Origin of the sequence: Paenibacillus sp. 11B (assembly GCF_030487755.1) — a bacterium.
In the GTDB taxonomy this organism is placed as follows: Bacteria; Bacillota; Bacilli; order Paenibacillales; family Paenibacillaceae; genus Paenibacillus; species Paenibacillus vandeheii.
Genome location: NZ_JAUKNS010000004.1, coordinates 833,636 through 854,426, shown reverse-complemented (window position 1 = coordinate 854,426; position 20,791 = coordinate 833,636). Strand labels below are relative to the sequence as shown.

At 48.4% G+C, this 20,791-nt stretch carries 18 protein-coding genes; 11 read left to right on the top strand and 7 right to left on the bottom strand.

Translation table 11 applies throughout. The features are described from left to right. The first annotated feature begins 42 nt into the window (after nucleotides 1-42). A complete protein-coding gene (locus Q0V21_RS20765) occupies nucleotides 43-1,116 on the top strand; it encodes a DUF1835 domain-containing protein (RefSeq protein ID WP_301880438.1) in 1,074 nt (357 codons plus the stop codon). 341 nt (nucleotides 1,117-1,457) lie between these two features. Here the strand turns inward: Q0V21_RS20765 and Q0V21_RS20760 are convergent, their stop codons facing one another. Next, entirely contained in the window at nucleotides 1,458-1,976 is a 519-nt protein-coding gene (locus tag Q0V21_RS20760) for a cupin domain-containing protein (RefSeq protein WP_079348034.1), read from the bottom strand. A gap of 149 nt (nucleotides 1,977-2,125) precedes the next feature. Between Q0V21_RS20760 and Q0V21_RS20755 the strand changes: the two genes are divergently transcribed. Further along, complete coding sequence (locus tag Q0V21_RS20755; protein ID WP_301880437.1) at nucleotides 2,126-3,133, top strand: NAD-dependent epimerase/dehydratase family protein; 1,008 nt, start codon at nucleotides 2,126-2,128, stop codon at nucleotides 3,131-3,133. 161 nt (nucleotides 3,134-3,294) lie between these two features. On the opposite strand, the gene Q0V21_RS20750 is transcribed toward Q0V21_RS20755, so the two are convergent. Further along, the gene (locus Q0V21_RS20750) at nucleotides 3,295-3,468 is read right to left on the bottom strand and encodes a CsbD family protein (RefSeq protein WP_285076017.1); all 174 of its coding nucleotides are present in this window, start codon (nucleotides 3,466-3,468) and stop codon (nucleotides 3,295-3,297) included. A gap of 854 nt (nucleotides 3,469-4,322) precedes the next feature. Between Q0V21_RS20750 and Q0V21_RS20745 the strand changes: the two genes are divergently transcribed. The 6 genes from Q0V21_RS20745 to Q0V21_RS20720 all read left to right on the top strand — a co-directional run bounded on the left by Q0V21_RS20745 (nucleotide 4,323) and on the right by Q0V21_RS20720 (nucleotide 11,420). Beyond that, nucleotides 4,323-4,769 carry a DUF1641 domain-containing protein gene (locus tag Q0V21_RS20745; RefSeq protein WP_024629786.1) on the top strand — a complete coding sequence of 149 codons (447 nt, stop codon included), beginning with the start codon at nucleotides 4,323-4,325 and terminating at the stop codon, nucleotides 4,767-4,769. Nucleotides 4,770-4,792: 23 nt separating this feature from the next. Next, on the top strand, nucleotides 4,793-5,974 hold the full coding sequence (locus tag Q0V21_RS20740; RefSeq protein WP_076287362.1) for an NAD(P)/FAD-dependent oxidoreductase: 1,182 nt from the start codon (nucleotides 4,793-4,795) through the stop codon (nucleotides 5,972-5,974). A gap of 197 nt (nucleotides 5,975-6,171) precedes the next feature. Then, the gene (locus Q0V21_RS20735) at nucleotides 6,172-6,816 is read left to right on the top strand and encodes an SDR family oxidoreductase (RefSeq protein WP_301880434.1); all 645 of its coding nucleotides are present in this window, start codon (nucleotides 6,172-6,174) and stop codon (nucleotides 6,814-6,816) included. Nucleotides 6,817-7,204: 388 nt separating this feature from the next. Continuing rightward, on the top strand, nucleotides 7,205-8,707 hold the full coding sequence (locus Q0V21_RS20730) for an RICIN domain-containing protein (RefSeq protein WP_301880432.1): 1,503 nt from the start codon (nucleotides 7,205-7,207) through the stop codon (nucleotides 8,705-8,707). A 258-nt stretch (nucleotides 8,708-8,965) separates the two neighbouring features. Further along, nucleotides 8,966-9,751 (top strand): ABC transporter ATP-binding protein, encoded by a 786-nt coding sequence (locus Q0V21_RS20725; protein ID WP_301880430.1) that lies wholly within the window; start codon nucleotides 8,966-8,968, stop codon nucleotides 9,749-9,751. Between the two features lies 1 nt (nucleotide 9,752). After that, nucleotides 9,753-11,420 carry a hypothetical protein gene (locus Q0V21_RS20720; RefSeq protein WP_301880428.1) on the top strand — a complete coding sequence of 556 codons (1,668 nt, stop codon included), beginning with the start codon at nucleotides 9,753-9,755 and terminating at the stop codon, nucleotides 11,418-11,420. Between the two features lie 255 nt (nucleotides 11,421-11,675). Here the strand turns inward: Q0V21_RS20720 and Q0V21_RS20715 are convergent, their stop codons facing one another. Continuing rightward, nucleotides 11,676-11,990: a Rossmann-fold NAD(P)-binding domain-containing protein gene (locus tag Q0V21_RS20715; RefSeq protein WP_301880426.1), complete on the bottom strand. Its 315-nt coding sequence runs from the start codon at nucleotides 11,988-11,990 to the stop codon at nucleotides 11,676-11,678. A gap of 11 nt (nucleotides 11,991-12,001) precedes the next feature. After that, nucleotides 12,002-12,958 carry a Glu/Leu/Phe/Val dehydrogenase dimerization domain-containing protein gene (locus Q0V21_RS20710; protein WP_301880424.1) on the bottom strand — a complete coding sequence of 319 codons (957 nt, stop codon included), beginning with the start codon at nucleotides 12,956-12,958 and terminating at the stop codon, nucleotides 12,002-12,004. A gap of 340 nt (nucleotides 12,959-13,298) precedes the next feature. Between Q0V21_RS20710 and Q0V21_RS20705 the strand changes: the two genes are divergently transcribed. After that, nucleotides 13,299-13,814: a DUF2179 domain-containing protein gene (locus tag Q0V21_RS20705; RefSeq protein ID WP_094938752.1), complete on the top strand. Its 516-nt coding sequence runs from the start codon at nucleotides 13,299-13,301 to the stop codon at nucleotides 13,812-13,814. Nucleotides 13,815-14,060: 246 nt separating this feature from the next. Then, entirely contained in the window at nucleotides 14,061-15,488 is a 1,428-nt protein-coding gene (locus tag Q0V21_RS20700; RefSeq protein WP_301880423.1) for a pectate lyase family protein, read from the top strand. Nucleotides 15,489-15,638: 150 nt separating this feature from the next. Here Q0V21_RS20700 and Q0V21_RS20695 read toward each other — a convergent pair whose 3' ends face one another. The 3 genes from Q0V21_RS20695 to Q0V21_RS20685 all read right to left on the bottom strand — a co-directional run bounded on the left by Q0V21_RS20695 (nucleotide 15,639) and on the right by Q0V21_RS20685 (nucleotide 19,224). Next, nucleotides 15,639-16,652 carry a substrate-binding domain-containing protein gene (locus tag Q0V21_RS20695; RefSeq protein ID WP_301880422.1) on the bottom strand — a complete coding sequence of 338 codons (1,014 nt, stop codon included), beginning with the start codon at nucleotides 16,650-16,652 and terminating at the stop codon, nucleotides 15,639-15,641. Nucleotides 16,653-16,855: 203 nt separating this feature from the next. Continuing rightward, a complete protein-coding gene (locus Q0V21_RS20690) occupies nucleotides 16,856-18,040 on the bottom strand; it encodes a glycoside hydrolase family 130 protein (protein ID WP_301880419.1) in 1,185 nt (394 codons plus the stop codon). A gap of 2 nt (nucleotides 18,041-18,042) precedes the next feature. Beyond that, nucleotides 18,043-19,224 (bottom strand): AGE family epimerase/isomerase, encoded by a 1,182-nt coding sequence (locus Q0V21_RS20685; RefSeq protein WP_301880417.1) that lies wholly within the window; start codon nucleotides 19,222-19,224, stop codon nucleotides 18,043-18,045. A gap of 259 nt (nucleotides 19,225-19,483) precedes the next feature. On the opposite strand from Q0V21_RS20685, the gene Q0V21_RS20680 reads away from it, so the two are divergent. After that, complete coding sequence (locus Q0V21_RS20680) at nucleotides 19,484-20,761, top strand: ABC transporter substrate-binding protein (protein WP_443146336.1); 1,278 nt, start codon at nucleotides 19,484-19,486, stop codon at nucleotides 20,759-20,761. Nucleotides 20,762-20,791 lie beyond the last annotated feature (30 nt).

Genomic DNA, 20,791 nt, shown 5'->3' with positions numbered 1-20,791 from the left:
TCGGAGATGACATCTGTTTAGACTGTTTATAGGGGGATAAGCATGATTGACAATGTCTTTGATTTTGATAAGGAGCTGCACCTTATGAATGAGGATGAGCTGCGTTCGCTATTGCGTATGCTTTATCTTATTGCAGAAAGGGAAGTCAGTGTTCAGCCAGCGGAAGAACATTCTGATCATTTTGCAACGAAAATTCAGTCTATATTTAATACATTGGACGAGAATCGGAACCGGGAGAAAGCTGAGAAACAGGCGTTGATGGCACAGAAACCACGTGAAATTCATATAGCGATTGGAGAATCGCCGCTAGGCAGCATTAAGGTTGCGATGGGCAAGGTTCCAGGGCGCTCGGAGCGGCGGTTTTTCTCTATGAATGACTACTATGCCATCGGTCCATTGGGCGATTTGACGAACAAGACGGATTTACACCGCAGACATCTCTGGTTACTCGAGAAACTCTATTTGAGTGAACATGGAAGTTATGCTGTTGAAGGCATGGATGAGCTGCTTCGATTAAACAGCGTAGTGAGTTCGATTGATGAAGATACGCGAATAACGATCTGGTATGCGAATAATGCTCATGAGAAAACGGGACTATTATATGCCATGTATTTGCTGCGTAACCGGCTTGCCCCTGTTTATTTGATCGAGACAAGTGCTTTATATCAGGAATTATTTAATAATTCTGAAGTTCAGCATGATGTTCTTAGAACAGGTGAGATTATTTCCGAGAAGTTGTTATCCATGTGGCGACACTGCGTGAATGCTGAACCGTTGTCTTTGGAGGAACGCAGACACATGGAGCAAGAGTGGGTGGATTTGGCTGTACAGCCGGGGCTTCTGCGGTTAATGAAGGATGGCGAGATTCAAAGCCTGCCCGAAGACGCGATTGATGAATACATTATGCAAAAAGCCAGAGAGCTTACGTTAACCAGACAGCCTGGTGAATTCATAAAATCAGCCCGTCTTGTTGGTGAGGTGTTGGGCCATCTCGAACAAGCTGTCGGAGACGCCTTTATTGAATACCGAGTCCGACAGTTGATCATACAGAGACGACTAGAGATGGAAGGAAATCCACATGCCATGCGATTCTACAGTGTGCGGCTCCCCCAGTAACTGAAAAGGGGCTTTCCCATAAGTTATGGGCATGATGGGGGAGCCTCATTTTAGTCTCATTTTGATCTAATGAACCTAGTACACGCTATTCGCTCCCATTTGCTTAGTTCTGAGATGTAACGAATCACAGAGACGTTATTTCGTCGATTGGGGCGATTTCTAAGGTCTTTAGACCGTGCTGCACCGAAATAGCATTTCTGTAGTTCGTTAACATTTGTATTTCTTGAGAATTCGCAGTTTAGGGTGCGGTAGGTTCGTTAGCCGTGGAAGGTAGAGCGAAATCCCTGCGAGATAGCCTTATTGATGTAATTATTTCTCATTCTGATGATGCATGTATTCTTTCAATTCTTTTTCTCATTCCATAACTCCAACAGTGGCCCTTCTTGTCCATATACCGGATCGGTATCCGGAACCGGAACCTCTTGAATCTCTCGCAGAACTTCAGGTCGTTCTCCGGGTTTACCCGTCCTAGTATTGTAACTCATGCCACCCGGATAAGCCCCGGCTATGCGGAAATCAAGGCTCGCACTGAGCCGCTTATGTCCGGTTCCCGCAGGAAGTACAACGACATCTCCAGCCTGAAGGCGAACAGTCTGTCCATGTTCCCCGCCAAGAATGAGCTGAACCCAGCCGCTGACCACGGCAAGTACTTCATGAGCATTGCTGTGGTAATGATGATAATCAAACACACCGTTAATCCAGCTATTTCCCCATCCGTTACCGTTCAGTAACGACTCCGCACGAGAGGAATCTTTTGCCCAAATCCCTTTATAGAGAAGTACAGGCAGGCTCGTATGATTGGGAATCACACCATCGTCTTGAAATAACATCGTCTGTACATCATTCATTCGATCCTTCATCGTAAATATCACCTCTTTATGACATTACCCGTTTATTTCTGGAGAAGAACAAAAAACAATGGTAAAATGATACAAATTGTATCGCTTTAAGGTTATACTCAGAACATAGACTCTCTTTAGTGAACTTGTTGTATAAATCGCAAGGGGGAATGTGCTTGAACATTGTCATTACAGGGGCTTCTGGATTTGTAGGCTTTAACCTTTCGCAGTATTTAGCGCAAAAAGGACATCGAATCACCCTGGTGGATCAGGATGATTATTGTCAGAGGCTTGTTCACAGCTCCCCACTTCATGACATGGCCTTCATCTGTTGTGACCTCGCTACAGACAGATTCAGCTTGCCACACGAAACAGATTATATTATTCATCTGGCAGCGATGCCACACGTAGACTATTCGTATCATCACCCCGGAGAAGTGTTTCGTAACAACACCCTCAGTACACAGGCCATTCTGCAATATGCATCCGATCATCATATTCCCGTCGTACTGGCTTCATCCGTGGAGGTATATGGAGGGGAGATGGGCAGAGTGTATCATGAAACGGATGATTATGCTCCGGTATCCCCGTATTCCGCGTCCAAGGTAGCCTGTGAGATGCTTGCGCTATCCTATGCTCAATGTTATCAACTTCCTGTCAAACTATTTCGGTTGACCAACCTCTATGGTCCCTGGCAGCTGCCGGATCGGATTATTCCGCGTAATTTTGGGCGAATCATGGACGGACTTCCGCTGGATATCCAGGGATCGGCTGTACGTGATTTTCTGTATGTGGATGATGCGCTGCGAGCGATTGAACAGATTATGCTGAATGGACAAGATCAGCAGATCTATAACATTTCGACGGGGCAAGGAACGACCATGCAAGAGATAGGGGCGCTTTTGCAAACCATACATGGTTCCCATGGAACGGCACAGATTCGGGAGCAGGAACCTACCCAATCCAGGGGCTCGAGCCTGGTCGTTCACTCTGGAAAGCTGCGAGCAGAGCTCGGATGGTTCCCCAAGATAACGTTGGAACAGGGGCTAGAGCAGACCTTTCGATGGTATCAGGAACATCCCGATTGGGTAAGGCAATTCAGCCGGGAATATCATACGACAAGGGAGACGCGCAGTTTTATTATTGATATGGCCAGATACGCAGTTCCAGCTGTATAAACCAGAACAAAAAAAGCCAGGGAAGGGTGTAGGGAATAACACCTTCCTTGGCTTTTTTGCGCCCCCGTACAATTCCGAATGTTCATTCGGCTTGAACGGTAGGCAGCTTACCTATATCTACTGCACGAATCGTCGTGCGTTTTCACGTTAAACGAATGGATCTAGTGATGCTCTTTCACATCGGCAATTTTATCCTGTACAGCACCTTTGGCCTTATCTTTCTTGCCTTCAGCCTGAAGGGATCTGTTGTTAGTTGCATTACCGACCTGATCCTTCACTTCGCCTTTGGCTTTGTTTACGCCTGCTTTGATTTTATCGCTAGTTGAATTACTCATAATCGAACATCTCCTTCGTTTCTGGTGTAGTCCTTATTAACCGGGATATCCGTAGTCTAAACGTTCGCTTGTGGATAGGGGGCAAAAATTCTGCTGGCCATCAGCAAAGCGATGAGCATTCTGGAATTCAGTGTGCGCGAGCGTGTGCAATCACGGGGGACAGAGATGCCTGTAGATGATTTGAAAAACGATCGGGCGAACAGTGAAATAAACCTCAGGAGGCAGGACGATTCGTCAGGCCTCCTTTGTGTCTTTTTTGCTTTCAAGCCACGATAGGTTCATACTAAGGTAAGAAATGATGTCAATTCAGGAATAAGGCTGTACCCCTAGCTGCATAATAACGACAGTGACCAATTTCGTTGCATGAATTCATGGTTTTGGAAAACAATTCCTGAAAAATTAAGTTGAAAAATCCTCCCTTGTGTACATATCGCGCATATAGCCATATGGGATCTTGTCTTCATACCACATATGGTAGGATTACGGATCTGGGACAGGATGAAGAACGATTGTAATTCGATTGCAATGCTTGACAAAAAAATCGATTTTGTTACAATGTTCACAATATCTTCACAAGTGTAAAAAATTTCTTTTTCATGTTCATGTGTAAGAGGTGTAATATAGGGGTATAGAGTTCGGTTTCGGCCTGCTTGTCGTTTTGCGTCAACACATGTTGTCCGCAATAGACCCAAGATACAATACATGATGTGGGAGCGGTCCATGGGCTATGCTCATTCTATTGTGTGAAATTTGGTACATTTAGTTGTATTGGATGTATTTGTGGTTCGGCTCTGCTTGACAGGCATCATGAAAGTCGCGGACTTCTATCCCAAAGTAAAGGAGGACTTTCTCTTATGTCACAATCGCCTACTCAACAAGAGGTGCCGGTTACAGAAGGTGCCGACGTTTCCCAACGCCAGTCCTTGGACGTACTGGATCAACTGATGAAGCCTGAGGTACAGGAGTCTTTGACCGTTCTGGTGGAGAACCTGCCTAAACTGGCTGAAATGGTCACTGCAATGACCAAAGCTTATGACTTTGCACAAAGCGTAGCTACAGACAAAGTTCTGATCAGCGACACAATGAGTGCAATGGGTGAGTTTGCTAAACCTGTTGTAGACAAAGCTAAAGGTGTAGCTTCTGCTGCCATCGAAGCGAGTGATCGTGCGCAAGCCGAGCAAACTTCGGTTGGTTTGTTCGCTATGCTCAAAATGCTTAAAGATCCAAACGTACAACAAACGCTGCGTTTTGCTCAATCATTCTTGAGCATCCTGAACGAGCGTCAACAACAGCAACGTTAAGATTAGAAGAACGGAGGATGGATATGTCGAAGCAAATTTTGATCTTGGGCGGAGGTTACGGCGGTCTGTTGACTGCGCTGACTGCGCGTCAATACCTGACACCGGAAGAAGCGACTATTACAGTCGTGAACCGTTACCCTACGCACCAAATTATTACGGAACTGCACCGTCTTGCAGCGGGAAGCATTGCTGAAAAAGCAGTGGCCCTTCCACTCGAAAAATTGCTGAGTGGTAAAAACGTGAACTTGAAAATCGATACGGTGGATACAATCAAGCCGGACGAGAAAAAAGTTCTCATGACAAGTGGTTCTACTTACTCTTACGATGCGCTCGTTGTTGCCTTGGGCAGTGAAACGGCATTCTTCGGAATCCCAGGATTGCAGGAGTACAGCTTCACGCTGAAATCCGTTAGCGATGCTAACCGCATTCGTGCACACGTGGAAGCTCGTCTGGATGCTTACAAACAATCCGGCAACAAAGCAGACGCTACGTTTGTTATTGGTGGCGGCGGTTTGACAGGTATCGAACTTGTTGGTGAATTCGCTGACCTTCTTCCGGCTGTATGCCAAGAAAAAGGTATCGACTTCAAAGAAGTTTCCCTGTACACGGTTGAAGCAGGTCCTTCCATTCTGGCAGGATTCCCTCCAGAACTGGTTGAGCGTGCTAAATCAAGTCTGGAAAAACGTGGCGTTAACTTCATCGTTGGCGTAGCGATTACCGAAATGAAAGAAAATGAAGTTCTGCTGAAAGATGGAAGCTCCATCCCTACGAACACACTCGTATGGACTGGCGGCGTTCAAGGTAATGCAGTTGTTGCCAACAGCGGAATTGAAGTGGATCGTGGCCGTGCGAAAGTTACGGAAGTACTGCAATCCACATCCCATAAAGACGTGTTTGTTGCTGGTGACAGCGCAGTGGTCTTCCCTAGCGAAGGCGCTCGTCCATACCCTCCAACAGCACAATTGGCTTGGCAAATGGGTGAAACTATTGGTCACAACTTGGGCGTAATGTTCAAAGGTGGCGCAATGGAATCCTTCACACCAGTATTCTCCGGTACACTGGGAAGTCTGGGTCGTAAGGATGCTGTCGGCATGATCGGTGGCAACCAGACTCGTCTGAAAGGTCTGCCTGCAACCATGATGAAAGAAGCAAGTAACATCCGTTACCTTGCTCATATTCACGGATTGTTTGCACTGGCTTACTAAGTTCTGTACGCCATGCAGCACACAAAGGTACCTCTACGAGGTGCCTTTTTTGTTGTAGCAATGAATACCTTATGGGCATGTAAAAGCATTTTTTAAAGGTAAGGGAGATATATCATGTCCATTTTCGTTTAAATGAAAGAGAAGTCTGATTTATAAAAAGCTGGTTACAAAAAGGAAAACCGAGAGGAGAATGATATATGAACGTATTAGTTATTGGAGCGAACGGACAAATCGGCAAGTTTCTGGTGCAGCAGCTGGCGCAGGAAGGGAAACATCAGGTCACTGCGATGATTCGCAAACCGGAGCAGGCTGATGCATTGAAGCAGCTCGGTGCTAATGTCGTGATTGGTGATTTGGAAGGCAGCGTGGAAGATCTGGCCGAGACGATGAAGGATCACAATGCGATCGTGTTTACAGCGGGTTCTGGCGGATCTACGGGCGCGGACAAAACGCTGCTCATTGATCTGGATGGTGCGGTGAAAACGATGGAGGCCGCACAGCAGCAGGGGATTACCAGATATATTCTGGTCAGTGCGTTTGGGGCCGATCAACGGGAGAAATGGTCGGATGCCATCAAGCCGTATTACGTGGCGAAGCATTATGCCGACCGGGCGTTGTTCGCAAGTGATCTGAATTACACCATTATCCGTCCTGGTGGTTTGAAAAATGAGCCAGGCACTGGCAAAATCTCTGTAGGAACAGATCTAAAACCGGGAAGTATTCCGCGTGAAGATGTGGCCCGTGTAATCGCTGCTTCCCTTCAGGAGGAGAAGACGTATCGCATGGCTTTTGATCTGATCGCCGGGGATGACTTGGTAGAAGATGCCTTAGGTAATTTGTAATTCGTCTTGTAATAGAACGGGAGAATGGAATGGCTGAATGAAGGAGAGCTCAGCAGGATTGATTCCGTACAGGTGATCAAGGGTGAGCGCAAAGCTCAACTAAAGAGAGAGTCTACATGATAGAGTTAAGCCATGTGTAGCAGGGCGCTTCGAATGAAGCGTCTTATTTACTGTTCACTCGCAAGTTCAGTGTGTAATCGTACATGTTCCGCCGTATTGTTCACTATTCGAGCAGGGGCTTGGCGGATACAATCGTAACCAGGAGGTGAGTGCCGATCCAGTCTGAGAAGTAAGTATTTGATGAAATGCATCATCGATCGGAGGAAGAAGAGACGTATTGATTTTAATGTAAGCGCTCTACAAATAAAGTGCGGAGGTGTATTGTTCTATGAATGAGGATTGGTTGAAAAAGAAAACAAATTCACATCGGTTCACTCGTCGCCTTTGTTATCTGCTTGCTCTGATCTTGGCGCTACAATCGCTAGCTATGCTGGTCGCTCCAGGACAACAGGCTTCCGCTTCTCCACTCAGTGTGACCAATGGGGTTCAGTTCAAGGATACAAGCGGTAATGTCATTCATGCTCATGGGGGAGGGATGATTAAGGCTAACGGATACTACTACTGGTTTGGAGAGAACCGCAATCCGAATGGAACGTTCAAGGCGGTGTCCGTATACCGTTCAGCGGATCTGAAAAACTGGGAGTATCGCAATGATGTGCTCACCAGCAGCTCAGCTGCCGAGCTAAACATTTCCAACATCGAACGCCCGAAAGTCATCTATAACAGTACAACAGGTAAATATGTTCTTTGGATGCACAAGGAAAACGGGGTCGATTATGGTGAAGCCCGAGTAGCTGTAGCGACCTCCAGTACAGTGGATGGCAATTATACGTATGTGGGCAGCTATCGTCCGCTTGGCTACGATTCGAGAGACATGACGGTCTACAACGACAATGGCACGGCTTATCTCATCTCAGCGACCAAAGTAAATGCCGACCTGAATATCTACAAGCTGACTCCGGATTTTCTCGGGGTGGAGTCACTCGTAACGACGCTGTGGCCGGGGCAATATCGTGAAGCACCTGCCATGTTCAAAAAGGGCGGCGTCTACTTCCTGATCACATCCGGGGCTACAGGATGGAATCCGAATCAGGCCAAATATGCGACGGCCTCCAGCATAACTGGTACGTGGAGCGGCCTGAGCAACTTTGGGGATAGTACAACCTATGGTTCCCAATCGGCATACGTGCTTCCGGTGGAAGGATCACAGACCACATCCTATCTCTATATGGGTGATCGCTGGGCTGGCGCCTGGAGCGGGCCAGTGCAGGACTCCAAGTATGTGTGGCTGCCACTCTCTTTCCCAAGTGCAACCAGTCTGGCGATGAACTGGGCAAGCAGTGTTACCATTGATGCAGCTACAGGTTCCGTAACCGGAGTGGATACGCCTGACGTATGGGACCCCAATGCTTCATATCAGTTGATTAGTCGTAAAAGCAATAAACTGCTTAATGTCATCGGCGGTTCTGCGGATAACGGTGCCGATCTGGAGCAGCGGGCAGATGGCGGCACGACCAGTCAGCAGTGGCAGATCACGGCTGCGGGTGGCGGTTATGTCAAAATCATCAACCGATCCAGCAGCAAGCTGATCGGTGTGGAAAATGGCTCCACAGCAGATGGAGCTGTGATTGAGCAGTGGAACGATGGCGGCTGGGCCAGTCAGCAATGGCAGCTCGTTAGTGTGGGCGGAGGTTACTATAAATTGAAAAACCGCAGCACAGGCAAGCTGCTTGATATTTCTGGACAATCCCTGGCAGACGGGGCCGCCGCAATCCAGTGGACAGATAATGGCGGTACGAATCAGCATTTTCAGATTGTTAAGGTTCAATAAGGATTTATGTTGAGGTATATGTGTAATCATTAAAAAGATCTTGCAAAGCCCTTGTCCCGCACCTACCTATAGGCGGGATAAGGGCTTTGTGTGTTGTTACCATTGTGCGTTGCGTGATGCTAGCACAGAGATGATATCCAGACGATTTTTCGCATCGTGATGTATTTTCAATTATTCTTTAATCATTCTTATTCCAAACTGTGGTAAACTAGTAGAATTGTAGAAATATATACATAGAGACAGGAGCTGGATAACGAAGTGAGTGATAACCAAGTGCTGTCAATTGAAGGCTTGCGGATGAGGTATAACGGCCGTTATGTGCTGAATGGTATTGATCTGGAAGTGAATCGGGGCGAAATGATCGGATATATCGGTCCGAACGGTGCGGGTAAAAGCACGACGGTCAAGATTTTGCTCGGACTGGTTGAGGGGTATGTGGGTACGGTTCGCATTTTTGGCAAGGATATCGCGGACGGTGACGTGGAATATAAGCGCAGAATCGGTTATGTGCCTGAAGTGGCGGAATTATACGAACAATTAACCCCGGCAGAGTATCTGACGTTTACAGGAGAATTGTATGGGTTGTCCTATGAAGATGCTGATTATAAGGCGAAATTGCTGATGGATTGTTTTGGACTGGAAAAATCTTATCATTCCCGCATCGCTTCCTTCTCCAAAGGCATGCGTCAGAAAGTGCTGCTGATCTCCGCGCTGCTGCATGACCCGGATCTGTTGTTTCTGGATGAACCGCTCAGTGGACTGGATGCTAACAGCGTGATGGTCGTGAAGGAGATTTTGACGAAGCTGTCTGCCAAAGGCACAACCATATTCTATTCGTCACACATCATGGATGTGGTGGAGAAGATCAGCAGCCGAATCGTCCTGATTGCCGAAGGTCGCGTAATGGCGGATGGTACGTTCAGGCAGCTTCAGCAGCAATCCATGGAGGGTTCACTGGAGGAAGTATTCAATCAACTGACGGGTTTCAATGAGCATCAGGCGATTGCGGAACGCTTTGTGTCCATCGTGCAGGAGGTGTACTGATATGGCGGAATCCTCCGACTTCCGCACGCTGAAGATTCTGGATCGTTTTCGACATATCATCGCCAGAACAGGCGCGGATTATGATGTGCTGCGTCTTATTCTACGGGTGAAGTTTCAAATGGATCAGCGCAGGGTGCCGACGGTATTGTCAGCGCGCAATGGCAACAAGGAGCAGAAAGAAGGCAATCTGTATTTGCGTTCCCTCTGGTTATACGCACTGATGGGGCTGATTATGGTTCCTTTTGTTGTCTGGGATACGGGACACTATATGCTTCAGATGGGTTTAGTGACCGCCATGCTGATGTTTATGATCATGACATCCATGATCTCGGACTTTTCTTCGGTACTGCTCGATATTCGGGATCGTAATATCATCATGACCAAGCCGGTAAACGGACGTACCGTTGGCATGGCTCGTGCCATCCACGCAGGCGTCTATCTGCTGCTGTTGACAGTTTCCCTGACGGCTGCGCCGCTGGTAGCGGGATTGATTGCCCACGGGATCGGATTTTTCCTGCTTTTTCTGGTGGAGCTAATTCTGATAAATATGTTGATTCTGGTGACCACGTCCCTGATCTATCTATACATGATGAAGTTTCTGGATGGCGAGAAGCTGAAGGACATGATTAATATGGTGCAGATCCTGCTCTCCATCGGGATTGCCGTAGGTTATCAGCTGGTCATACGATCGTTCAGCATTATCGATTTTAATATGGTGTTCACACCTGCCTGGTGGCAGTTGTTGCTGCCTTCGGTATGGTATGCAGCGGCATTTGAGCTGCTGTTCGGCGGCGGTGGAGGCGCCTGGCTGTATGTTTTCTCGGCGCTTGCATTGATTGTGCCAATGGTAAGTCTGTTGGTGTACGTGAAGCTGATGCCTTCCTTTGAATTGTATTTGGAGAAAATGGCACATGCAGGTCAAACCTCTGGACGAAGACGTGGGGGATGGGATCGCATCATGGCGAAGGTATTCTCTCGTTCGAGAGAAGAACAGGCGTGTTTTCGGTTGTCTGCCAGTATGATGCGAAATGAGCGGGAATTCAAGCTCAAGGTGTACCCGTCCATGGGATTATCCTTCGTATTGCCGTATGTGTTCTGGTTCACTCAACTACAGAGTTCCACATGGGCAGAGTTCAGGGAAAGCTCCTTCTTTTACACGCTATATATTGTTCTCTTACTGATTGTGACGGTGGTAACCATGCTGAAGTACTCTGGACAATACAAGGCGTTTTGGACGTTCCGGGCGGCTCCTCTGGCTAATGAGGGCGTGCTATATAGCGGAGCGCTGAAGGCTTTCTTATGCAATATGTTTCTGCCCGTATTTATATTAAACGTTATTGTATTTGTGTGGACCTTTGGTCTACGGATTCTCCCTGATCTGGTCATTATATTGTTGGTGGCAACTGCACTTATTCCGTTGTCTGGAAGGCTGCTGCTGCGAAAACCGCCGTTTTCCCAATCTTTCAGTGTGGCCGGGCAGAGTGACGGCTGGCTCATATTTGCCTTCTTTCCTCTAATGGCACTGTTATGGGGATTACATGTATTCATTCGCACCATACCAGCAGGGATCTGGATTTATACTGCGCTTCTGGTGGTGACCAATGTGCTGTTCTGGACGATGCTGCACCGGCATCGGGTGAAGCCAGCACCTGTAACGGTTGAAGGGTAATGCAGTAGCGGTTGAGGTTCCATGATGAAGGTTGGAAGATGAACGCGTTAAGATAAAGTTGCTTTAAGCCACTCCGGGTCATTGAACCCGAGTGGCTTTTTTACGGTTTTCAAATTCTTGCAGGTTCTCTGGGGCGATATTGGATCTTAATGATGGAGAAAATGATAGGGCCAAGGTAACCGTAATCTCCATTTTGGAATATGGATCGCTGGAGACGTTGGAGTTTAGCGTTCGATTGGTTGATCCATCGGCATGTTAAGCGCGGGATTTCCCGCTTTGCAGGACAGCTTCTGCGAGTTGATCGGCTGCATCTGCTGTAGACATGGTAGACTGCTTCGCTCTCGCATAGACCTTGGATAGCGTGCCCGCAATCCCCGCCACCTTTTGGCGGATCAGGTCGGGCCCCGCGCCCTCCAGCTCGCAGGCGGTGCTGATGATTCCGCCTGCGCCCAGCACATAGTCAGGCGCGTACAGTATGCCGCGCGCCTGCATACGGCGAACAACCAGCTCCCGCTCACTGAGCTGGTTGTTCGCCGCCCCGGCAACGATGGAGCAGCGCAGCTCCTCCACTGTTGCCGGGGTCAGTACGCCCCCAGGGCACAGGGGGCGAACACCTTGCAGTCAGCGGCGTGAATATGGGCCGGATCGGCCGAAATTGCGCCGCTGAACTGCACAAGGGCACGTTGTACACGTTCGGGTACAACGTCTGCCACGATGAGCCGTGCCCCGGCTGCATGCAGGTAACGGCACAGGGCATACCCGACCTTGCCCAGTCCCTGGACGGCAACGGAAATGCCCTGCAAGGCGCCGATGCCCTGGTGACACAGCGATGTCACAATGCCGGTGTACACCCCATAGGCGGTCATCTCGGCTGTGAAGTCATCCTGTGCGCCAAGCGATCCGGTCGTATCCGTCACATGGGCCGTTTCCAGCCGGATCTGATCCATGTCTGCCGCCGTAGTGCCCAGATCAAGCCCAGTGACATAGCGGCCGTTCAGTCTTTCCAGAGAACGACCAAGCGCACGGAAAATCGCTTCACGTTTGGAGGTTTGTAAGCTCAAGGCGATGCTATCCGGAGGTTCCGGATCTCTATTTGTACTTATCACGGAAGTATTAAACGGTCCGTCATTTATGTTGTTTCCGATATCTTTTTTCGTTCCTGCTTCGATTCCCGCCGCTTCTTGATCCCCGTGTGTTTGCCCCTTGGTTTTCTCGTTATTTTTCTTGAGGATTTCGCTGCCTGGACTGTTGCCACCTGTTATACCTCTCAGCTTGGTTGGCACATCCCATACCACAGCTTTACCACCACCATATGGCAGGCCGGATACCGCCGATTTGTAGGTCATGCCTTTGGCGAGTTTGATGGCGTCCCGAACAGCGTCCTCTTCCGATGCATACGTCCAGCAGCGACATCCTCCAAGTGCTGGACCCAGTACCGTACTATGAATGGCAATGACGGCTTTGAGCCCGCTGCGTGGATCATGGCAAAATATGAGTTCTTCCATACCTTCCCGTTCCATCTCGTGCCACAACTGCATGGCCTTTCCCCCTTTTGGTAGCCGTCGTTTCCCGAACCTGCTGCCTAACATTTCGTTCTCTTTGCTGATGACTCAGCATATTCAGTCCCGCAGGTTTTCGCCCCTGGGTCTCAGGCCGGGTTGATAATGAGCAGAAAGGGCTCTATAATGGCAGTTCCGGCATGCCTGTGGGCAGAAAATGCAGCCGATTGTTATTCAACCGTTTAAAATGACCGTATAACGTCCAATGATGGAGATAGAGTAGACGTACAGACGCGTAAATGACGTGCAGAGGAAACGGAATGAAGGCGCACAACAAACAGCCCGTTCCGGTGTGAAAGTCAGGAAAGAGGGATGGAGATTGCTTAAAATACTGGTATTTATCTTTTTGATCCAGATTGTGTATGTATCTGCGTATACACTTCGGATGATTTTGACGCTCAAAGGACAGAAATATATTGCTGCGCTCATCAGTATGGGCGAGATTGTAATCTATGTACTCGGCCTGAATTTGGTACTCAAATATCTGACTCAGCCTTCTGCATTAATTGTGTATGCCGTTGGTTACGGGCTAGGGGTGCTGCTGGGTGCCTGGATTGAAGAGAAGATTGCGCTCGGTTATGTTACCGTTAAGGTGATTTGTAACCAGATGGGCGGGGATGTGGCGAATGCCTTGCGGGATAAAGGCTACGGTGTTACCGCCTGGGTTGGCAGTGGGCGTGACGGAGATCGACTGGTTATGGAGATTTTGGCGAAACGCAAAAACCAGAAACTGCTGTATCAGACGATTCTGGCGCTGGATCCCAAAGCATTTGTCATTACGGTCGAACCCAAACAGTTCCATGGCGGGTTCTGGACACGTTCGATCAAAAGATAATTAAGGAATATTCGAGATAATAGTAAGCCTCTTCGGGGGCTTTTTCTCATGTACATAAGTTGAAATTGGAATGCTCCAGGTTAAATTGGGTGTCGTATATCGGCTGATGTCAGGATCACGAAACGACCTGAGATAAGGATTATTGTCGTAATCGCTTCCAGCATTTACATTGAGGACATGTCCTTCGTGACATGCGATGGCAGAGATGGACGGACGTAATCATTATCATTAGGGAGGAATGGTTTTATGAAAAGCAAAATTCGAACATGGTGCAGTGCAGCACTGGCTCTGACGTTGGGCTTTACCCTCCTGTCTGGACCGACAAGTGTACAGGCAGCGGGCAATGCAGATTACAATCTTACAGGTTTCTCCCAAGGGAATACGGGTGGGGGCACGATCAGCGAATCGGATACGTCCAAGTATAAGAAGGTGTACAATGCAACGGATCTGGCTGCCGCTCTGAAAAAGAATTCCGGGGTCAAAGTCGTCGAGATTATGAACGACCTTAATCTGGGATGGAACGAAATCCCGAGCGCTGCACAGACTTCGCCTTTTGCCAAGCATAATGATGCACTGACTCACCCCGTGCTAAAACAAACGGGCGTCAGCAAGCTGACGATCGACAGCTTTAATGGCCTGACCATTTTCTCAGCCAATGGGGCCAAGATCAAACATGCAGCCATCAGCGTCAAACGCAGCTCCAACGTCATCATCCGCAACCTTGAATTCGATGAATTATGGGAATGGGATGAATCAACCAAAGGTGATTATGACAAAAACGACTGGGATTACATTACCCTGGAAGAGAACAATAACGTATGGATTGACCACTGTACATTCAATAAAGCCTATGATGGGCTTGTCGACTCGAAAAAAGGAACCAGCGGTGTGACCATCTCCTGGTCCCTCTTCAAAGGAGATGACGGCAGCTCAAACAGCTGGGTTACCCAGCAGATTAACGAGTTGGAAGCGAACAAGGCTACCTATCCAATGTACAACTATCTGCGCAGCAGCGCGGTTGGGCTCAGCAAAGCCGATATCATTGCCATTTCGTCTCCTCAGAAAAAAGGCCATCTGGTTGGTTCGACCAGCTTTGAATCAGCTAACGCCAATCTGTCCTTGACCCTGCACCATAACTTGTACAAGGATATTCAGGATCGGATGCCGCGTCTGCGCGGAGGAAATGCACACGCCTACAATATCGTGATGGATGCGACTGGGGCACGTGCAGCCAAATCCAGAATCACTTCTGCAATGGCAACGGCGATTTCATCCAAAGGGTACCATTTTGATATTATCGGTAATGGAGCGATCTCCACCGAAAGCGGCGCAGTGCTGGTCGAAAAGTCGGTGATCAAAGACGTGCAGTTCCCGGTCCGCAATAACCAGACAGATCCGGCCGATGCCACATATACCGGTAAAATTCAGGTGACGGACACGATGTATTCCCTGGATGGAAGCTCATTCCGTGGAAACAGTGATACGTCCGGCAGTCCGCTTAGCCCGGTTCCGGCCGCAGTGAAAGCTTTCTCCTGGAACGGATTCTCTTCCCTTCCTTACAGTTACACGACCGATGATCCAGCGACGCTGAATGCACGTCTTACCGGAACAAGTGGTGCGGGTGCAGGCAAATTAACCTGGTCCAAAGACAACTGGTTGAAGACGAGCTACTAAGTTACAACAAGAGTAGGGTGTGAAACGAGTGGCCGTGATCTACAGGATTCCTGCTGCTGCTTCCTCGTTTTTTCATAAGCAAAGAGTGCTCCTGCAGCCATAATGGCCGGGAGCACTCTTTTTGTATAAACAGGGGAACCCTGTTTCTTTTTAGATAGACGCTTCCTCCGAAAGGGCTGGTGCAGCACTCACCGAGTCACGATAAATGATGTTGCCCTTCACGTGTACGCGACCGAAGCTGCGACTCGGGTTGTCAATCTTTTTGAGCATGGAATGAACCGCGGTCCGCGCCATCTGTTCCACATCCACCTCAACCGTAGTCAATTTGGGCTCGGAGAGTGTGGCATAGATATCATTATCGAACCCAACAACGGAGCATTGTGCAGGCACCTGGATACCCAGGGAAGTCAGTTTCTGAACGAGCAAATGAGCGACCTGATCGCAGTTGCATACAAAAGCTGTTGGCAGCTGCTCGGGCAGATCAATTTCAATAAACGTACCTCGCTCATCGCGGTCATTAAGCACCAGATTTTGATCCATCGGCAACCGATGTTCCAGCAATGATTTGTAATAGCCGAGGAATCGGTCCTGAATGCTGCTGGTAGAATAGAGATTCCCGACATAAGCGATGCGGCGGTGTCCCTGTTGTACAAGAACGTTGGTCAGCTCATAAGCAGCGTAAAAGTTATCGGTGACGACAGAATCGATATCCGAATGCTCATCGTAGAAATCGAGAAACATTTTGGGAACGTCCATCGACTGGACCAGCTCGATATATTCTTTACGGATCTGTCCAAGCACAATGAAACCATCCACCTTGTTGTCACTGTACAGCTTGGGCAGCGTTAATTCCTCTTCGTCCTCCACATTCAGAATGTGCAGGATGCCGTAGTACCCCTGATCCTCCAGATGTTTGGTAATGCGCTGGAATACACGTACATAGAACGATTGTGTAGGCCCGGTAAAACGCTCCGGGATAATAACGCCAATATTATGAGTCAAGCCTTCCTTCATTGAACGGGCCGCGGCATTATACCGATAGCCCATCTGAACGGCAAGCACTTTAATTTTTTCCTTTAATTCGCCACTGACGCCATCTTTATCATTTAATGCTTTAGAGACCGTCACACTGCTAACTCCGAGCTTGTCGGCGATATCCCGCATGGTGATATTATTCTTCAGCTTTGGTCGCCTCCTTCAAGCCGGTTTACGTACAATGTGCTGTCATTATGGTTAGCGCTTCCTTCAATCATAATAACAATCCATATTAGTATACATCGTTACCCACATGGAATAAAGAAATTCTGGTTAGCGCTCCGTTAATTTTTCAGCATGCTGCATTTTCCGTTGAAGGTTGTTCGTCAGATTTAAGCCATCTGCTTTTGGAGATGCTTCTCATTCCGCTCAATCAGATCCCCGCGCTGGCTGGCGCAATCCAGGGAACGATACGGATCAGCCGGGGTATTAAAGGTATAATCGACCAGTTTATCAAGCGTTGTAGTGGCTACATGACAGCGGGTATCACTGGACGCGTAATAGATGAAGACCTCACCCTGTTCGTTGACTACTGCACCATTGCAAAAAATAACATTGGACACATCACCTACGCGCTCGTCGTCATAAGGAGCAATGAAGTGACCGCCCGGCTTGGCGATGATGCGTGCCGGATCATTCAGATCCGTGGCGAACGTGTACAGCACATAACGCAGGCCAGCTGCAGTGTTGCGTACTCCGTGGGCAATGTGAATCCAGCCGCGATCCGTTTTGAGCGGAGCAGGACCCTGGCCATTTTTCACCTCGTATACGGTATGATATTTGCGTTCGTCGATAATGGTTTCTTCATCAATAACTGGATTCAGAATATCATCGCACAGACCAAAAGCGATCCCGCCACCACTGCCAGTGGAGATGAATCCATCTTGTGGACGTGTGTAGAACGCATATTTGCCATCCATGAATTCCGGGTGCAATACAACATTCCGCTGTTGAGGGGAGTTGGTCGTGATGTTGGGCAGACGCTCCCAGCTGACCAGATCACGCGTCCGGACAAGTCCGGCCTGGGCTACGGCACTGGATGTATCAAAAGCCGGAGCTTCCGGGTCCTTGCGTTCAGAACAGTAGATGCCGTAGATCCAGCCATCCTCGTGCTGTACCAATCGCATATCATACTGGTTGGTCTCGTCGGCATCGATATCTTCCCATACTAATGGTTTGCCTGTGAAGCGGAATCCGTCAATGCCGTTATCACTCTCAGCCAGGGCAAAGATGGATTTGCGGTCCAAGCCCTCGGTTCGGATGACCATCACATATTTACCGTTGAAATAGATGGCCCCCGGATTAAGCGTAGCGTTAATGCCCAGACGCTCCATAAAGTGTGGATTTGTCGTTTCGTCCAGATCAAATCTCCAGTGCAGCGGTACATGATGGCGTGTGATTACCGGATATCGGTACCGATCATATACGCCGTTGTAGAAGGAAGGATCAATTTCATTTTGACGCGTAAGCAGCTGCTCCTGTTGCTCCAACAATTCATTGTATTTGGGGTGTATCATCGTTATCCCATCCTCTCAATTAGTTCAATGCAGAATCGGCTATTGTGATACGGGCATTTCCACGGTCCGGCGATTTCACTTTGATCCGGTATGCCGTTCCCGTCTACCGACCAGTACCATTCCCCGCCAGCACGGTGATCGATAATATGTTCCTTCGTATACGTCCACAAACGTTCCACTCTCTCCAGAAACAACGGATCACCTGTGCGCTGGTAGGCATTATAGAAACCGACCATTGCCTCAGCATGAACCCACCAAATGCGCGTCTCATCTACAAGGTCACCCTCTTGTTCATTCAACAGCGAACCATCTGTATTCACGGCCACATGGGAAATGTTATAGGCAATATCCGTAACCATTGCGGAATACTCCGGGTGTTGATCCAGACCTAGTACTTTCAATGTTTCGTCGATCAGCCAACTGGCTTCAATGTCATGCCCGAACGAGCGCAGATCGATAATGGAATCCCACTGTTTGTCGAAAAACACCCCGAGAAACTTCGTGTCTTTGTCATACACTCGTTGATACAAAATCCCAAGCAGGCGCTCCAGCGCCGCTTTCACCTGCGGATCCGGCCATACGCGGTAGAGCGTGGTGTAGGCCTCCAGCACATGAATATGCGTATTCATCGTGTAATCCGCAATCACACCATTTTCGCTCAGCATTTCATTGGGCTGTTCATTCCAGAAGCGGTCGAATTGTTCCTTGTATGCAGGTAATTCGGCATTCAGGCCTTGATCCTCAATCAGCGCAAAAAGCGTTTTCGCAAGTTCCAAAGCAGATTCATCCCCGGTTGCGCGATAATACTCGCTTAGTGAATACACCCCAAAGGATTGCGTATACACATGTTTACTTGTGTCCAGTGGTTCCCCTTTGGCATCCACCATCCAGTACAAGCCTCCATGCTCGGCATCCAGCACATGATCCGCAAGAAAACGGTAGGCGTGTTCGGCGTGAACCCGCCAGACTTCATTCCCGGTTACCCGGTAGGCGGCTGCAAAGGACCAGAGCTGCCGTGCCGTGGCGATGCCGCCTTTGGGAGCGAGAGGATCCACCTGAAGGTCATTGCCGACCCGGCCATAGAAGCCGCCGTTGTTATGATCTTTGAGGGCAGACCAGAATGGCAATATATGTCCTTCCCACTGTTCCTTTATTTCCGTTTTGATGTCAAGGGTGTAAGTCATAAGTTAGGGCTCCTTCAAAGTACAGGATTCGAATTAATTTAAGTTATCGTTAACTTTATTAAATAATATTAGTGTCGGATAATAACGTTGTCAACGAGTCATCAAAGAAAAACTTTTTGTTAAGTAATAAATAATTTAATTGACAGGTAAGCGTTACCATAATAAAATTCATTTTGTAACCTTAACGATAACTTAAATTAACTTAGAAAAGGGGTAGAATCAATTGAGAAAAAACAAAGGTTGGATACTGCTGTTTACCATGCTACTCATTACTTCTCTGCTCGCAGCTTGCTCTTCCGGCGGTGGCTCTTCACAGGCAGGAGAGGAAATTAGCACAGATCCGGCGGACATCAAGGGTGAAATTACCGTCCTGACGCAGCGTACAGATATTGTGGATACCGTGTTCAAAGACTATGCTGCGGAGTTCAATAAGGAATACCCGGATGTCAAAGTAAACTTCCAGGCACTGGCCGATTATGAGGGACAAGTGAAGATCCGTATGAGCACCAAGGATTACGGCGATGTGCTGATGATCCCCACCAGCGTACCAATTGCGGACATTCCGGATTTTTTTGAACCGCTGGGCACGTACGATGAGCTGAAAGATAAGTACACAGGCATTGAAGAACGTATGGTGGACGGCCAGGTGTATGGCATTCCAACGGTAATTACGTTCTCCGGTATCATTTATAACAAACAGGTATTCAAAGATGCTGGCATTGCGGAAGTTCCGAAAACACCCGAGCAATTCCAGGCTGCGCTTCAGTTGGTCAAAGATAATACAGATGCGGTGCCACTGTACACCAACTATGCATCCGGCTGGGCTTTGACACAATGGGAAGCGGATCTGCCGACGGTTGCAGGCAGTGTCGACTACGTTAACATTGATCAACCGAACACGGATGAGAACTTTGTGGCTGGCAAGCCGCACTACGAATTGTACAAAGTGCTTTATGATGCAGCCAAAAATGGCCTGATCGAGAAAGATCCAACGACAACCGACTGGGAAAGCTCCAAGGCGGATCTGGCGAATGGCAAAATTGCAACGATGGCACTAGGATCATGGGCAATTACACAAATTCAAGGTTTGACGGATACACCGGATAACATCGGATTCTTGCCATTCCCTACGAATGCAAGTGATGTGGTCGTTCCGCTTGCTGCAGACTATAACATTGGCATGAACGTAAACAGCGAGAACAAACCTGCTGCAAAAGCCTGGATTGACTGGTTCCTGGCCAAATCGAACTACGCGGTTGAGCAAGGTGGAGGCATGAGCGCAGACAAAAATGCTGAATTGCCACCGATTCTGGACCAGTACAAAGATGTTAAATTCTCCACACTGACTCCAGCCAAAGAAGGACAGGAAGGTCTGGTTGATAAAATTGACAACGAAGGCGAAATCGGTCTCTGGCAGCCTGACTTTAAGAAACGCATTATCGAAGCAGGCATCGGTAACCGCAGCGAATCGTATGACGACATCATGAAGGACCTGAATGACAAATGGATGAAAGCGCGGGCAGAACTCGCAAAATAAGCCAGTTGCGGCGGATGGGTCGGCCAATAA